The following is a 16,629-nucleotide window of genomic DNA, read 5'->3' as shown; positions in this document are numbered from 1 at the left end:
AATATTTTTGTTTGGTTGGATAATTAAACCATTAAATAAGAGAATTTTCTCTTTCTAAATTTTTATTTGCTGTAGAAAGCATTAATTTAATTCGATTTAATTGGTTTACTTCACTAGCTCCTGGATCATAGTCAATTGCAACAATGTTCGCAAGAGGGTGACGATGTCTCAATTCTTTGATTACTCCTTTACCTACAACATGGTTTGGTAAGCAAGCAAAGGGCTGTGCACAAACTATGTTGTAAATCTTATTTTCAATAAGTTCTAACATTTCTCCGGTTAGGAACCAACCTTCACCTGTCTGATTTCCAAGTGAAACAATTTCTTTTGCCATATTTGCTAAATTAGTAATATCTGCAGGTGCACTGAAATGTTTACTTTCAGCAAATGCCTTTTTGGCAGGAGCGCGGAACCACTCTAGTGCTTTGATTCCAAGGTTTGCTTTCCATGCGGATGATTTCTTTATACCTAAATGAGAAACTTTAAAATTATTATTGTAAAAACAATAAAGGAAAAAGTCTAGTAAATCAGGTACAACAACTTCAGCTCCTTCTTGCTCAAGCAATTCTACTAAATGATTATTTGCAGTTGGATGAAATTTCACTAGAATTTCTCCTACAATTCCTACACGCACTTTTTTAATATTTTTAATTGGAAGAGTATCAAAATCATTTATGATTTCTTTGCACATTTTTTTGAATGTGTGTCGACTAGGATGTTTTTGTGTTAAAAATGTAATACATTTTTGTTTCCATTTTTTGTGCAGAGCATTTGTACTCCCTTCTATTTCTTCGTATGGTCTCATGCGATATACAGCACGCATAAAAATATCACCAAATACAACAGCGTACATTCCTTTTAATGCAAGTGGAAGAGTTATTTTAAATCCTGGATTTTCTTCTAAACCACTTAAATTCAAAGAAATAACAGGAATTTGAGAATAACCTGCTTTTTCTAATGCACGCCGTATAAATCCGATATAGTTGGAAGCACGACATCCACCGCCAGTTTGAGAAATAATAACAGCAATTTTATCTGTGTCATATTTACCTGAAAGAATTGCTTCCATAATTTGCCCTACCACAAGAAGTGAAGGATAGCAAGCATCATTGTTTACATATTTTAAACCAGTATTAATTGCAGATTTACTGTTATTTCCTAAAACTTCAATATGATAGCCACAAGAACGAAAAGCAGGTTCAACAAGTTCAAAATGAATAGGTGACATTTGTGGACACAAAATAGTGTACGTTTTTTTCATTTCTTTCGTAAATGGAACCTTTGTAATTGCAGAACTTTGGATATTGTGTTCTATTTGCTTTTTCTCTCGTACACGAATGGCAGAAAGAAGAGAACGAATTCGAATTCGTGCTGCTCCAAGATTATTTACTTCATCGATTTTCAAAGAAGTATATATCTTTCCTGATTGTGTTAAAATATCTGAAACTTCATCTGTTGTTACTGCATCTAGCCCACAACCGAACGAATTTAATTGAATTAAATCTAGATTATCTTTTGTCTTAACATAGTTTGCTGCAGCATACAATCTAGAATGGTACATCCATTGATCCATAACACGAAGAGGTCGTTCTACAGGATGCAAATGCGAAATGGAGTCTTCGGTTAAAACAGCGATATCATATGAATTAATTAATTCTGGAATACCGTGATTAACTTCTGGGTCAATATGATAAGGACGACCAGCAAGAACGATGCCTCTCTTGCCTGTTCGATCAAGGTAGGCAATGGTTTCTTCTCCTTTTCTTCTAATATCTTCACGACATCTTTTCAATTCTTCCCATGCAAAATGAACAGCTTGTTTTATTTCGGTCCCATTAATAGAAAACTTTTCACTAAATTCTTCAACAAGACGTGTCGAAAGAGTTTCTTCGCTTTTGAAAGATAAAAATGGATTCATAAAATCAACCTTACCACTTGTAATTTCATCCATGTTATTTTTAATATTTTCTGCATATGAAGTGACAATAGGACAATTGTAATGGTTGTTTGCATCTTTGAATTCTTGCCGTTCATATGGTATACATGGATAAAAAATAAAGGAAATACCTTCTTGAATGAGCCATTCAACATGACCATGTGCTAATTTTGCAGGATAACATTCAGATTCGCTAGGGATTGATTCGATTCCTAATTCATATATTTTTCTTGTAGAAGCAGGAGACAAAATTACTCTGAATTTTAATGCATTAAAGAATGTAAACCAAAATGGATAGTTTTCATACATATTCAAAACACGTGGAAGTCCGACAGTACCTCTTGTAGCATCTTGTTCGGAAAGTGGTGTGTAATCAAAATAGCGTTTATTTTTGTAATCAAATAAATTTGGTATTTCTTTTTTTGTTTTTGATTTTCCAAGACCACGTTCACATCGGTTTCCGGTAATGAAATTACGTCCGCCACTAAATCTATTTATAGTAAGTCGACAATTATTTGTACATCCTCTACATTTAGTTAAACTTGTGCTATATTCTAATGCATTGATTTCTTCGATAGAAAGCATTGTTGTATTTTTATTGTCTTCATAGCGTTCTCTAGCGATGAGAGCCGCGCCAAAAGCGCCCATAATTCCTGCAATATCGGGACGAATAGCTTCACAATTAGCAATCGTTTCAAAACTTCTTAGCACTGCATTGTTATAAAAAGTTCCGCCTTGGACAACAATATTTTTTCCGAGTTCGGAAGCATCAGATACTTTGATAACTTTATAAAGTGCGTTTTTGATTACGGAATAAGCAAGTCCGGCAGAAATATCTGCTACAGAAGCGCCTTCTTTTTGCGCCTGCTTTACTTTAGAATTCATAAATACAGTACAACGTGTTCCTAAATCAATTGGATTTTCCGCAAAAAGAGCTTCTTGTGCAAAATCTTCTACAGAATAATTTAAAGATTTAGCAAATGTTTCAATAAATGAACCACATCCAGAAGAGCATGCCTCGTTTAATTGTACACTGTCTACAGTTTGGTTTTTGATTTTAATACATTTCATATCCTGCCCACCAATATCAAGTATACAATCTACATCAGGATTGAAATATGAAGCTGCATAATAATGAGAGACAGTTTCTACTTCACCTTCATCAAGCAAAAGAGCGGCTTTGATTAATGCTTCTCCGTATCCTGTAGAACATGAATGAACAATATTCGCATTTTTAGGAAGTTTATTGTAAATATCCTTAATAGCTCTTATAGTTGTGCCGAGAGGATCCCCTTCATTATTATGATAGAAAGAATATAATAGTGTTCCATCTTCGCCTACAAGAGCAGCTTTTGTTGTAGTAGAACCAGCATCAATACCTAAAAAACAGTTTCCTTTATAAGTGGACAAATCCTTTACAGGTACTTTGTGTTTTGAATGACGTGCTTCAAAAGAATGATATTCCTCTTTGTTTGAAAAAAGTGGTTCCATACGTTCTACTTCAAATTCCATTTCAATTCGATTGGCAAGACGTGTCTGCAAAGCAGTAAGTGGAATTGGGTTACTTTTTGCGTTCAATGCAGAGCCGATTGCAGCGAATAAATGAGAATGATCTGGTGCAATAATATGTTCCGTATCGAGTTTTAATGTCCGTACAAATGCTTCACGCAATTCTGAAAGGAAATGAAGTGGACCACCTAAAAAAGCAACATGACCACGAATAGGTTTTCCGCAAGCAAGACCGCTAATGGTTTGATTAACAACAGCTTGAAAAATAGAAGCAGAAAGATCCTCTTTTGTGGCTCCTTCATTAATCAAAGGCTGAATATCTGATTTTGCAAATACACCACAACGAGCAGCAATCGAGTATAGAGCTTTGTATTGTTTTGCATATTCATTTAATCCAATTGCGTCTGTTTGTAAAAGAGATGCCATTTGATCGATAAATGAACCTGTACCACCGGCGCATATACCATTCATACGTTGCTCTACATTTCCATCCTCAAAATAGATAATTTTTGCGTCTTCTCCACCAAGTTCAATGGCTACGTCTGTTTGTGGGGCATAATCTTGAAGAGCAGTAGAAACAGCAATTACTTCTTGTACAAAAGGAACTTCTAAATGTTTTGCCAATGTAAGACCACCTGAACCAGTTATTACTGGAAAAACGGTTATTGTACCAAGATTTTTTACAGCTTTATCAAGTAAATCAGAAAGTGTTTCTTGAATATTAGCAAAATGGCGTTTGTAATCGGAAAACAAAACTTCATTTTCGGTGTTTATAATGGCGATTTTCACTGTTGTAGAACCGATATCGATTCCTAATCTATGTAGTGGTTTTTGCATATTTAACTACTCCTTACTATATATAAGTATCTATTGTTTCCTATTAATATAAAAAATCATATTTTTTACAATACACTACATTATACGACAATCATAAAAAAAACACAATTGGAAAATTAATACTGAAAATGTTAAAAACATGTAAACTCTTTGGATTGAATTGACAAATTAGTTAGTAAAAGGTAGAATAAATCTCATGTTAAGTAAAATATGGAGGAATATAGTTTTATGAATTGGATTCAAAAATTAGAACGAAAATTGGGGCGATATGCAATACATAATCTTATGTACTATATAATTGTTTTATATGGTGTTGGATTCGTTATTTCACTTGTAAATCCAGGATTCTATTATCAGCATTTGTCCATGGATGCTGGTGCGATTTTGCACGGACAAATTTGGAGAATTGTCACTTTTCTAATGCAACCTCCTTCATCAAGTCCTATTTTTATGGTGTTTGCACTATATTTATATTATATGATTGGTCAACATTTAGAAGCATCATGGGGAGCTTTCAGATTTAATTTATACTTTTTTACAGGAGTATTGTTTCATGTAATTGCAGCTATAATTGCGTATCTGATTACTGGAATTTCATTTCCACTTGGAACAGGGTATTTGAATTTGTCTTTATTTTTTGCTTTTGCTGCCATGTATCCAGAAATGGAATTTTTAGTATTCTTTATTTTGCCAGTTAAGGTGAAGTGGTTAGCTATTTTGGATGGTGTATTGTTTGGTTATACGATTTTACAAGCGTTTTTACCAGCCTATAGTGTGGGAATTATGGGACTTATTACAAAGTCAAATGCAATAGCTGCAGCTGTTTCTGTTTTGAATTTTGTGATTTTTTATTTTTTGTCAAGAAATTTTAAAATACATTCACCAAAACAGATACATCGTAGAAGACAATTTCAAAGGGATATACGTAATGCTAATGTGAATCCGGAAGCACAATCAGTAGGTGCTAAACATCGTTGTGCTGTTTGTGGACGGACAGAGATTGATGATCCTAATTTAGAATTTAGATATTGTTCAAAATGTAATGGGGCATATGAGTATTGTCAAGAACACTTGTTTACTCATGAGCATATAAAATAGCAAAACCAGAGTATAGGTGCTCTATTTATTATATAAAGGGAAAAGAAAGGATAAAAAAATGAGAAAAACTAAAATTGTATGTACAATGGGACCAAACACAAATGATCGTGAACTAATGAAGAAACTTGTAGAAAAGGGCATGAACATTGCACGTTTTAATTTCTCTCATGGGGACCACGAAGAACAAAAAAATAGAATGGATATGTTAAAAGGAATCCGTGAAGAATTAGGAAAGCCGGTAGCTATTCTTTTAGATACAAAAGGGCCAGAAATTCGTACGGGAATTCTAAAAAATGATAAGAAAGTTTTTCTAAAAGAAGGAGAAATTTTCACTCTTACAACAGATGAAATTGAAGGAGATGAGAAACGCGTTTCCGTAAGTTATGAAGGTCTAGTAGAAGATATCGAATTAGGAAAGAGAATTTTGATTGATGATGGACTGATCGAACTAGAAGTAAAAGGGATAAGTGATACAGAAATCACATGTAAAGTGTTAAATGGTGGAGAACTTGGTTCTAAGAAGGGAGTTAATGTACCGAATGTACCAGTACGTCTTCCGGCTTTAACACAAAAAGATAGAGAAGATATTATTTTTGGGGTTGAACAAGGTGTTGACTTTATTGCGGCGTCATTTGTTCGTTCTGTAGAAGGGGTACTTGAAATCAAGGCATTATTAAAAGAATGCGGAGCTCCTTTTTTGCCAGTTATTGCCAAAATTGAGAATGCTGAAGGAATTCGTAATATTGATGAGATTATTCATTGTGCCGATGGAATTATGGTGGCAAGAGGGGATTTGGGTGTAGAAATTCCGGCTGAAGAAGTTCCATACTTACAAAAAATGTTAATCAAAAAATGTAATGATAATTTCAAACCAGTTATTACTGCTACACAAATGTTAGATTCGATGATGAGAAATCCAAGACCAACTAGAGCAGAAGTAACAGATGTTGCCAATGCGGTATATGATGGAACAGATGCGGTTATGTTATCGGGAGAGACTGCCCAAGGAAAATATCCGGTAGAAGCATTAGAAATGATGGTGCATATCGTTGAAAATACAGAAGAGCATTTAGATTATGATATTTTACTGGAAAAAGCACAAGAGCACAGAAGACAAGGAATTTCTAGTGCAATAGGCTATTCTTCTGTTGCAACAGCAATGAATTTAAATGCAAAATGCATTATTACGCCAACACTGTCGGGAGCGACAGCAAGAGTTGTTTCTAAATTTAAACCTAAAGCGGATATTATAGGTGTTACTCCAAATGAATCTACACTTCGTAAAATGCAAATTAATTGGGGGGTTCTTCCAGTTAAATCTATCGAATATCATACAACGGAAGATATTTGTAATGATGCCATTGATTTGGTAAATGCAAAACGATTAGTAGAAACAGGAGATATTGTTGTGCTGACAGCAGGGATCCCTTCTCCTGTAATGAAAAAAGCAAGGGATGGAGTAAGTAATATGATGAGAATAGCAGTTATTGAATAATGAAGATATACAAAATCAAAGCAATTGTATTCGTGTATGCAATTGCTTTGATTTTTGTTATAAATATCAAAAAAAGTATAGAAATTTGAATAAAATTATGATAATATCAAATAAAAAATGTGAGGTGTACTAGTTATGAAGAAGAAAAGTGTTGTAGCAGTTTTAATGGTATTGGTAATGTGTTTGCTTACTGCTTGTGGAACGAAGTTTGATGCAAAAGAATATGTAGCTTCTTGTTTGGATGTCCAATTTAAAGGTGAATATGAGCAGTATATGAAGATGACAAAAACATCGAAAGAAGATGCACAGAAATTATACAAAGAAGGAATAGATTCATTTATGAAAGGATATGAACAATTGTCTTTGCCAGATGAATTGAATAATAAGTTCCGTGAAGCATACAAAAAGATGTTAAAATCAGCTAAGTATACAGTGAAAGATGCAAAAGAAACAGATAATGGATTTAAAGTAACGGTAACGGTTAAACCAATGAAATGTTTTGAGAACTATGATCAAGAACTAGCAAAAATGCAAGAAAAATTCTTAAAAGATTTTCAGGAAAAATTTGCAAAAGATGGTAAAATTCCTTCAAAAGAAGAAATTACAAAACAAATGGCAGAAATTATATATAAAGATTTAGAGGAACGTATTTCTAATTGTGAATACGGCGAAGAAGAAACTTTTGATGTTTCCGTAGAAAAAGAAAATGATAAAACTTATACAGCAAATGAAACAGATTTAGGGAAAATTGCAAAAGCAGCATTAGGAGTATAATTTAAAAAAATAAAAAAATAGAAAAAAACACTTGCAATTAAGTTGATTACATGATATTATAATACTCGGCTCAAGAAAGTCGAGTATATGCCGATGTGGCGGAATTGGCAGACGCATCAGACTCAAAATCTGACGTAGGTGACTATGTACCGGTTCGAGTCCGGTCATCGGCAGTAGAATGAAAAGCGATAGTATCTTTGATACTGTCGCTTTTTCTAAATGTAATATATAATATGTAGCAGGAAAATATAAATGGAGAAAGAATATGAGCAAAAAAATTGTATTGATAGATGGACATAGCATTTTAAACAGAGCGTTTTATGGAGTGCCTGATTTGACGAATTCAGAAGGGCTTCATACGAATGCGATTTATGGATTTTTGAATATTCTATTTAAAATATTAGAAGAGGAAAAGCCAGAATATTTAACTGTTGCATTCGATGTGCATGCACCTACATTTAGACATCAAATGTATAAGGAATATAAAGGAACAAGAAAACCCATGGCAAATGAACTGCGTCAGCAAGTACCAGTGATAAAAGAGGTTCTTCGTGCAATGGGGATTAAATTAATCGAACAAGAAGGATATGAAGCAGATGATTTACTAGGAACAATTTCTGTATTAGCAGAAAGAAAAGGAATGGAAGTATCTATTATTTCGGGAGATAGAGATTTATTGCAGCTTGCAACAGAAAAAGTGAAAATTCGTATTCCCAAAACGAAGAAAGGAAAAACTGAAATAGAAAATTATCATGCGGAAGATGTTTGTGAAAAATATTCTGTGACTCCGAAAGAATTTATCGATTTGAAAGCACTAATGGGGGATTCTTCTGATAATATTCCGGGTGTTGAAAGTATTGGAGAAAAAACGGCAATAAAGATTATTACACAATTTCACTCCATTGAAGAAGCATATAAATGCTTAAGTGAAGTGACCCCCCCAAGAGCAAGAAAAGCTTTAGGTGAACAATATGCTATAGCACAGATGTGTAAAGAGTTAGTTACGATTAATGTAAATGTTCCTATAACTTATGATTTTAACGATGCCAAGTTAGGTGATTTATATACAGAAGAAGCATATATTTACTTTCAAAAGTTGGAATTTAAAAATTTGTTATCGCGTTTTAATGTCTCATCTCTAAAAAATAATATAGAAGATTCTTTTAAGATTATTCGTACCAAAGAAGAAGCAGAGAAAATATTTTTAAGAGCTTCAATGCAAGAAGTGGTAGGAGTTGTTTTTGGGAAAAATACAGAAAATGTTTTACCTCTTTTTGCGTCTGTAGCTGAAATTAGTCATATCGGAATAGCGTTTAGCGATGAAGATATATATTCGATGTATATTGGAGATGAGCTTTCATTTTCATATTTGCAAAAAAAATTAACAGAACTTACATCTACAGTAAAAACAATTTCTATTTGTCAGATGAAAGAAGCGTTGAAATGGATTGTCTTTGCAAATGAAAAAGCCGCATTTGATCCAATCATTGCTTCTTATCTACTGAATCCGTTAAAGAGTGATTATGAATTTGAAGATGTAGCAAGAGAACAATTGAATATTTATGTTGATGAGAAATTAGAAGAAGAAAAGAAAAGTTGTTATGCAGCATATACGGCATATAAATCTGTTTTCTCACTTTTCCAATTGTTAGAAGAGAAAAAAATGTCGCATTTATTTACTGATATTGAAATGCCTTTAGTGTTTACACTTTTTAGTATGGAACAAGCAGGGGTAAAAGTAAAGGCAGAAGAATTGAAAAGTTATGGACAACAACTCGGTGAAAAAATCAGTGAGTTAGAAGAAGATATATATAAAATTGCCGGGGAAACATTTAATATTAATTCCCCAAAACAATTGGGGATAGTGTTGTTTGAACATTTAGAACTTCCTAATGGAAAGAAAACAAAAACGGGATATTCGACAGCAGCAGATGTTTTAGAAAAACTGGCACCTGATTATCCGATTGTTTCTAAAATATTAGAATATCGTCAATTAGCTAAATTAAAATCAACATATGCGGACGGATTAGCGAATTACATTCAAAAAGATGGGAGAATTCATGGGAAATTTAATCAAACAGTTACTGCAACGGGAAGAATAAGTAGTACGGAACCTAATCTACAAAATATCCCTATTAGAATGGAACTTGGACGATTGATTCGAAAGGTGTTTGTTCCAGAAGAAGATTATGTGTTTGTAGATGCAGATTATTCTCAAATTGAACTTCGTATTTTGGCTCATTGCTCAGAGGATGAATCTCTTATCAACGCCTATAAAGAGGCGAGAGATATTCATCGCATAACTGCATCTCAAGTCTTTCATATTCCGTTTGAAGAAGTAACGGATTTGGAACGAAGAAATGCAAAAGCAGTAAATTTCGGTATTGTATATGGAATTAGTTCTTTTGGATTAAGTCAAGATCTAAGTATAACAAGAAAAGAAGCAGCAGAATATATTGATAATTATTTTAAAACTTATCCTGGAATCAAAACATTTCTAGATGATGCTGTGAATCATGCAAAACAAGAGGGGTATGTTGTTACTTTGTTTGGACGAAGAAGACCTGTTCCAGAATTACAATCAAGCAATTTCATGCAAAGATCTTTTGGAGAGAGAGTTGCCATGAATGCTCCTATTCAGGGAACGGCAGCAGATATTATGAAAATAGCTATGATAGGAGTGAATCGTGAACTGAAAAAAAATCAACTAAAATCAAAACTTGTTTTACAAGTACACGATGAACTTTTGATTGAGGCCCATAAAGACGAAGTAGAACAAGTAAAAGAAATATTAAAAAAAGAAATGGAACAGGCTGTTTGTTTGCGTGTCCCACTTGATATTGACATGCATACAGGAAATAGTTGGTATGAGGCAAAATAGATGAGAGTAATTGGGATTACAGGTGGAATCGGTGTAGGAAAAAGTTGTGTTTTAAATTTGATGGAAGAAGCATATGGAGCTGTTATCTGCCAGACAGATATTATAGCACATCAATTACAAAAGAAAGGTGAAGAGTGTTATCAAAAAATCGTTAGAGTATTTGGTAAAACAATTTTGACAAAAGAAGGAGAAATTGATAGAAAAATACTAGGGATGATTGTGTTTGACGATGCAGAAAAATTACAAAAACTAAATGAAATTGTGCATCCAGTAGTCAAGGAAGAAGTTAAGAGAAAAATTGAGGAAGCTAAAAAAGAGAAATGCAAATATTTTTTAATTGAGTCGGCTCTTTTGTTAGAAGATCATTATGAAGAGATTTGTGATGAATTATGGTATATTTATGCCGACGAGAAAGTGAGAAGAAAGAGATTGAAGGCTTTTCGTCTTATGGATGATGAAAAAATTGATTTGGTTATGAAAGCACAAGCACCCGAAGACGTATTTAGAAAATACTGCCATAAAATAATAGATAATAGTGGAACAATAGAAAATACAAGGAAGCAAATAGAACAAGCAATCAATGGGAGATAAAAATATGAAATTGTGTAGTATTGCTAGTGGAAGTAGTGGCAATTGTATATATGTAGGAAGCGAGCATACGAATATACTTATTGATGCAGGGATAAGCAAAAAAAAGATTGAAGAAGGTCTAGAAAAAATAGGAATTCCAGGAGAAAAATTAGATGGTATTTTAATTACCCATGAACATTCAGATCATATTCAAGGGTTAGGAGTACTTAGTAGAAAATATGAAATACCAATTTATGCAACAAAGGGAACGATATTAGGTATAGAGAATTATAAAAGTTTGGGGAAAATGCCTGTGGGTCTGTTTCACGAAATACAATCGGATAAAACCTTTGCTTTAGGAGAATTAAAGATAAAGCCCTTTGCTATTTCGCATGATGCAATAGAACCAACGGGGTATCGTATTGAGAAAGACAAAAAATCTATTGCTATAGCAACGGATTTAGGAATCTATGATAATTATATTGTGGAGTGCTTGAAAGGTGTGAATGCTCTTGTTTTAGAAGCAAATCATGATATTCATATGGTTGAAGTAGGACCTTATCCATATTCATTGAAGAGAAGAGTTTTAGGGGAACAAGGGCATTTGTCAAATGAATTGTCAGGACGCCTCCTTTGTGATATACTACATGATGATTTGCAATGTGTTATGCTTGGACATTTAAGTAAAGAGAATAACTATGAAAGTCTTGCCTATGAAACGGTAAAATTGGAAGTGACACTTGGAAATAATAAGTATAACGGCGATGATGTGAATATTATTGTGGCCAAAAGAGATAGTGTATCAGAAATGATAATAGTAAAATAAACAGAACGGAGAATGGAATATGGGAAAAACAGCGATTGTGACAGACAGTAACAGTGGAATTACACAAGAATGTGCAAAAAAGCTGGGAATTTATGTGTTACCAATGCCTTTTTACATAAATGAAAAATTATATTTTGAAGATATTACATTAACTCAAGAAGAATTTTATGATAAATTAACAAATGATGCGGATATTTCTACTTCGCAACCTTCACCTGCAGATGTCCTGGATTTATGGGATGAGTTATTAAAAGAATATAATGAAATCGTTTATATTCCGATGTCGAGTGGGTTGAGTAGTTCGTGCGAAACGGCAACTGCACTTGCTAGAGATTATGAGGATAAAGTACAAGTTATTGATAATCAACGTATTTCTGTTACTCAATCTAAGTCTGTGGAAGATGCAATAAAATTAGCTGAACAAGGAAAAAATGCAAAAGAAATCAAAGAAATACTTGAAAAAGAAAAAAAAGAATCGAGTATTTATATAACAGTAGATACCTTAAAGTATTTAAAAAAAGGTGGGAGAATTACACCTGCTGCAATGGCAATTGGAACCGTATTGAATTTGAAACCTGTATTGCAAATTCAAGGTGGAAAATTAGATGCATTTGCAAAAGTAAGAGGTTGGAAACAAGCGAAAAAGACAATGTTAGAAGCCATCGAAAAAGATTGGAAAGAAAGATTTTCTGGGGACGAAGTATATATCCAAGGAGCGTATACATCTTCAAAAGAAGAAGCTGAACAGTGGAAAGTAGAAATTGAAAACAGATTTCCAAATGCTGAAGTGGAAATGAAGCCACTTTCATTAAGTGTTGCTTGCCATATAGGACCAGGAGCATTGGCAGTGACTTGTACAAAGAAAATGAGATGATTGAATTAGAAAAAGGAGATTATACGCTTTAATAACGTATAATCTCCTTTTTGTGTTCGTTGATGAAAGGTACTTGAAATTTATCTGCGACAACAGATTCATATAAATCAGAGGCAAAAATGTCTTGTTGTAAAAACAAATTTTCTTCTAATGGAATAGAAGACAGTTTTGTAATTAGTGGGACATTACTTTTTTGCTTTAGAAGAGACAATATCGAGGTACTGTCTTGACGAAAGCCTAAAATATGAGCATAAGTAGGAGTGAATTCATTTGTTTTTTTTATTTGTAATAAAATATGAAGCAAAGCACGACTTACGCGTGTATGTGTTAAATCTTTCGTTTTTATTTTTTCACAGAATTGTTCAAAAGATAAAAAATGGTTTCTGTTTTTATATATACGATTTGCCAATGTCTCATTTATATCCATATAAGAAAGTAGTGTTTCTTTTGTTTCGGTTAAAAGTTTATATTTTAATAATAAAGAAAAGTCATTTGTATAGATTGGATATCTTTTTTGAAAGGTGCTCTTAAGAAGAGGAATTGCATTAGGTGGTATTTGCTGTTTTAATGTATCTTCTATAAGAGAAAAATTTGTCCTTGTTGTAGAAAAAAGATTTCTTATGGCTGTGGCTGAACTGTATAGTGGTTTTAAATCGGTATCATGGTAATGAGATTGCTCTCTTTTAATAGTTATAGGAATTATAGTGCTATTCAAACGGTATAGTGCTTTTAAATATTCGATGGCTAAAATGTTATTTGGCGATTTTAAAATAGAAAAAAGCGTGTTATCTTCAGTAATTTCACTAAAAGCTTTTTGGCGAGCAAGTGGGAAAGAATTACCAGATTTCAAATGCTTTTGCAAAGCAGCTTTATATTCGATTGGTTCGTCATTAAGAATATGAGCAATTTTTTTTAAAGCGTTCATATCTCCAGATTCCGAACCAAAGCAAATATAATCAATGCAATTTAAAGAATGCAATAGTGAAACGGCACCCATTGCAAAAAGTTCAGCGCTTCCTGTTGCGTATAAGATAGGAAGTTCAATGACAATAGCAGCACCAGCCTCCAATGCAATTTGAGTTCTCAAATGTTTCGGGAGAATTGCAGGAGTTCCTCGTTGTACAAAATCTCCACTCATTATAACAATGGCATAATCGGCACCTGTCTGACGCAACGCCTCATTTAAATGATGTTTATGTCCATTGTGAAACGGATTATATTCTGTAATTAAACCTACTATTTTCATAAATCTTCCTCCTTTTTTATAGGATGTATTATACAATAAAGAAGAGTACAAAAGCAATTATTGACAACAAATAGTATTACAGTATAGAATTAAAATGATTAATTGCGTGTTATAATATAAAAAGATTCACTTTGTGAGAGGAAGGAGAGGCATATGACGGAAGAACAGATGCAAGAATTGTTAGACGAAAGAAAGTATAAAGAACTTAAGATAGAATTAGAAAATTTATATCCCGTCGATATTGCACAAATCCTAGAAGAGTTTAGTGAAAAACAAAGAATTATTGTATTTCGTCTTTTGACAAAAGAAGATGCTGCCGAAACATTCACATACATGAGTAGTGAAATGCAGGAAGATTTAGTAAATGGATTGACGGATGCCGAAATCGAAGAATTTATGGAAGAAATGTATCTTGATGATATGGTTGATGTTTTGGAAGAAATGCCTGCAAATGTCGTAGATAGATTGCTTATGGCTACAGATGAAGAGACAAGAAAACAGATTAACATACTTCTTCAATATCCGGAAGATAGTGCTGGAAGCATTATGAATGTAGAATACATCGGACTTAGAAAGGAAATGACGGTTGCTGATGCGATTTTAAAAATTCGCCAAGTTGGAATTAATAAAGAAACTATTTATACTTGTTATGTTACAGAAAAACGAAAATTAATAGGAGTTGTGGATGTAAAAGATTTGTTAACAACTGGAGAAAATCGTTTGATAGAAGAGATTATGGAAACGAATATGCTTTATGTTAATACACATGACGATCAAGAAGAAGTTGTTTCTATGATTAACAAATATGGATTGATTGCGATTCCGGTTGTAGATTATGAAATGTGTATGGTTGGAATTGTAACAGTAGACGATGCTATGTCTGTGTTGCAAGAAGAAACAACAGAAGATATGAGTATGATGGCAGGTATTGCGCCGAATGAAGAACCGTATTTTGAAACATCTGTATGGCAACATGCAAAAAACAGATTTCCATGGCTGTTATTTTTGATGTTATCTGCAACTGTTACAGGGTTGATTTTAGGACATTTTGAAGGTGCTTTAGCGGTAATGCCTGTTTTAAATACGTTTGTTCCGATGTTAACTGGAACTGGTGGTAATTGTGGCTCTCAGAGTTCGACTCTAATTATTCGTGGGCTTGCTGTGGATGAAATAGAATTTAAAGACATTTTTAAAGTTGTATTTAAAGAAATACGAATCGCCTGCATCGTAGGGTTTTTATTAGCTGTAGTAAATGGAATCCGAATTGTTTTGATGTACCAAAATCTATTACTTGCTTTTGCAGTTGGGATTACGTTAATGTGTACGGTTTTGCTTGCAAAAACAATTGGATGTATGCTTCCACTTATAGCAAAAAAATGTGGATTGGACCCAGCCATTATGGCAGCCCCATTGATTACTACTTTGGTAGATACAGGAACAATTTTAGTATATTTTACAATTGTAACGAAAATTTTTGGAATTTAAATAGCATTGTACGTGAAAATAGACATTATACACCTTGTATACAAAAAACGTTTGCGTTATAATAAAGATATATGAGAACAAATGAAAGGGGCTTTAAATCATGGGATTTATTGACGAAATTAAAGCAAAGGCGAAAGCCAATAAGAAAACAATTGTACTTCCTGAAACGGAAGATATCAGAACATACGAAGCAGCTGAAGCAGTATTAAAAGAAGGTACTGCGAATTTGGTGTTGGTTGGAAGCAAAGAAGAAATTGAAAAAAATGGTGCAGGATTTGATGTTAGTGGAGCAACTATTGTAGATCCTGCAACAGATGAAAAAACAGCTTCTTATATCGAAAAATTAGTAGAACTTCGTCAAGCAAAAGGTATGACTGAAGAACAAGCAAAAGAACTTCTTTTAAATAATTATTTATATTATGGAGTTATGATGGTAAAAATGGGTGATGCGGATGGAATGGTATCTGGAGCATGCCACTCTACAGCAGATACATTGAGACCATGTTTACAAATTTTGAAAACAAAACCTGGGACAAAATTGGTTTCAGCATTTTTTGTTATGGTTGTGCCTGATTGTGAAATGGGAGCAAATGGAACATTTATTTTTGGTGATTCAGGACTTGAACAAAATCCTGACCCAGAAAAATTGGCTGCAATTGCACTTTCATCAGCAGAATCATTTGAATTACTTGTAGGGGAAGAACCAAAAGTAGCAATGCTTTCTCACTCTACAAAAGGTAGTGCTAAACACGCTGATGTTGATAAAGTAGTAGAAGCAACACGTATTGCAAAAGAACTTGCACCTGACTTAATGTTAGATGGAGAATTACAGTTGGATGCTGCGATTGTTCCTGAAATTGGAGAATCAAAAGCCCCAGGAAGTGCTGTTGCAGGTCATGCAAACGTTCTTATTTTCCCTGACCTAGATGCGGGAAATATCGGATATAAACTTGTACAAAGATTAGCAAAAGCAGAAGCATACGGACCATTAACTCAGGGAATCGCAAAACCTGTTAATGATTTGTCTCGTGGATGTAGTGCAAAAGATATCGAAGGAGTAATTGCTATTACAGCAGTTCAAGCTCAGGCTGAATAATC

11 protein-coding genes and 1 tRNA gene are annotated in these 16,629 nt (G+C 33.5%); 10 read left to right on the top strand and 2 right to left on the bottom strand.

The annotated features are described in order from the left end of the window. Positions 1–31 precede the first annotated feature (31 nt). Positions 32–4,282, bottom strand: coding sequence for an acyl-CoA dehydratase activase-related protein (locus ACY2U7_RS06175; protein ID WP_461816069.1), 4,251 nt, complete (start codon positions 4,280–4,282; stop codon positions 32–34). A 228-nt stretch (positions 4,283–4,510) separates the two neighbouring features. Here ACY2U7_RS06175 and ACY2U7_RS06170 point away from each other — a divergent pair, with 228 nt between their 5' ends. The 8 genes from ACY2U7_RS06170 (at position 4,511) to ACY2U7_RS06135 (ending at position 12,800) form a co-directional block, all read left to right on the top strand. Then, on the top strand, positions 4,511–5,380 hold the full coding sequence (locus tag ACY2U7_RS06170; RefSeq protein ID WP_461816068.1) for a hypothetical protein: 870 nt from the start codon (positions 4,511–4,513) through the stop codon (positions 5,378–5,380). Positions 5,381–5,438: 58 nt separating this feature from the next. After that, positions 5,439–6,875: a pyruvate kinase gene (gene pyk / locus ACY2U7_RS06165; protein WP_461812828.1), complete on the top strand. Its 1,437-nt coding sequence runs from the start codon at positions 5,439–5,441 to the stop codon at positions 6,873–6,875. A 135-nt stretch (positions 6,876–7,010) separates the two neighbouring features. Further along, a complete protein-coding gene (locus tag ACY2U7_RS06160) occupies positions 7,011–7,649 on the top strand; it encodes a hypothetical protein (RefSeq protein ID WP_461812856.1) in 639 nt (212 codons plus the stop codon). An 89-nt stretch (positions 7,650–7,738) separates the two neighbouring features. Beyond that, positions 7,739–7,822 (top strand) — tRNA-Leu (locus ACY2U7_RS06155). A gap of 92 nt (positions 7,823–7,914) precedes the next feature. Beyond that, on the top strand, positions 7,915–10,530 hold the full coding sequence (polA, locus tag ACY2U7_RS06150) for a DNA polymerase I (RefSeq protein WP_461816067.1): 2,616 nt from the start codon (positions 7,915–7,917) through the stop codon (positions 10,528–10,530). Continuing rightward, positions 10,531–11,121 (top strand): dephospho-CoA kinase, encoded by a 591-nt coding sequence (gene coaE, locus ACY2U7_RS06145; protein WP_461816066.1) that lies wholly within the window; start codon positions 10,531–10,533, stop codon positions 11,119–11,121. 4 nt (positions 11,122–11,125) lie between these two features. Beyond that, entirely contained in the window at positions 11,126–11,926 is an 801-nt protein-coding gene (locus ACY2U7_RS06140; protein WP_461812825.1) for an MBL fold metallo-hydrolase, read from the top strand. A 19-nt stretch (positions 11,927–11,945) separates the two neighbouring features. Then, positions 11,946–12,800, top strand: coding sequence for a DegV family protein (locus ACY2U7_RS06135; RefSeq protein ID WP_461812824.1), 855 nt, complete (start codon positions 11,946–11,948; stop codon positions 12,798–12,800). Positions 12,801–12,828: 28 nt separating this feature from the next. Here the strand turns inward: ACY2U7_RS06135 and ACY2U7_RS06130 are convergent, their stop codons facing one another. Beyond that, positions 12,829–14,046, bottom strand: coding sequence for a nucleotidyltransferase (locus ACY2U7_RS06130; RefSeq protein ID WP_461812823.1), 1,218 nt, complete (start codon positions 14,044–14,046; stop codon positions 12,829–12,831). A gap of 153 nt (positions 14,047–14,199) precedes the next feature. Between ACY2U7_RS06130 and mgtE the strand changes: the two genes are divergently transcribed. Both mgtE and pta read left to right on the top strand, forming a co-directional pair. Then, on the top strand, positions 14,200–15,531 hold the full coding sequence (mgtE, locus tag ACY2U7_RS06125) for a magnesium transporter (RefSeq protein WP_461812822.1): 1,332 nt from the start codon (positions 14,200–14,202) through the stop codon (positions 15,529–15,531). Positions 15,532–15,631: 100 nt separating this feature from the next. After that, positions 15,632–16,627 (top strand): phosphate acetyltransferase, encoded by a 996-nt coding sequence (pta, locus tag ACY2U7_RS06120; protein ID WP_461816065.1) that lies wholly within the window; start codon positions 15,632–15,634, stop codon positions 16,625–16,627. The last annotated feature ends 2 nt before the right edge of the window (positions 16,628–16,629 follow it).

Source organism: Faecalimonas sp. (genome assembly GCA_029264305.1).
Classification (GTDB): domain Bacteria; phylum Bacillota; class Clostridia; order Lachnospirales; family Lachnospiraceae; genus Faecalimonas.
Note: the sequence above shows the minus strand (reverse complement) of the source record. Positions and strands in the feature narration are given on the sequence as shown.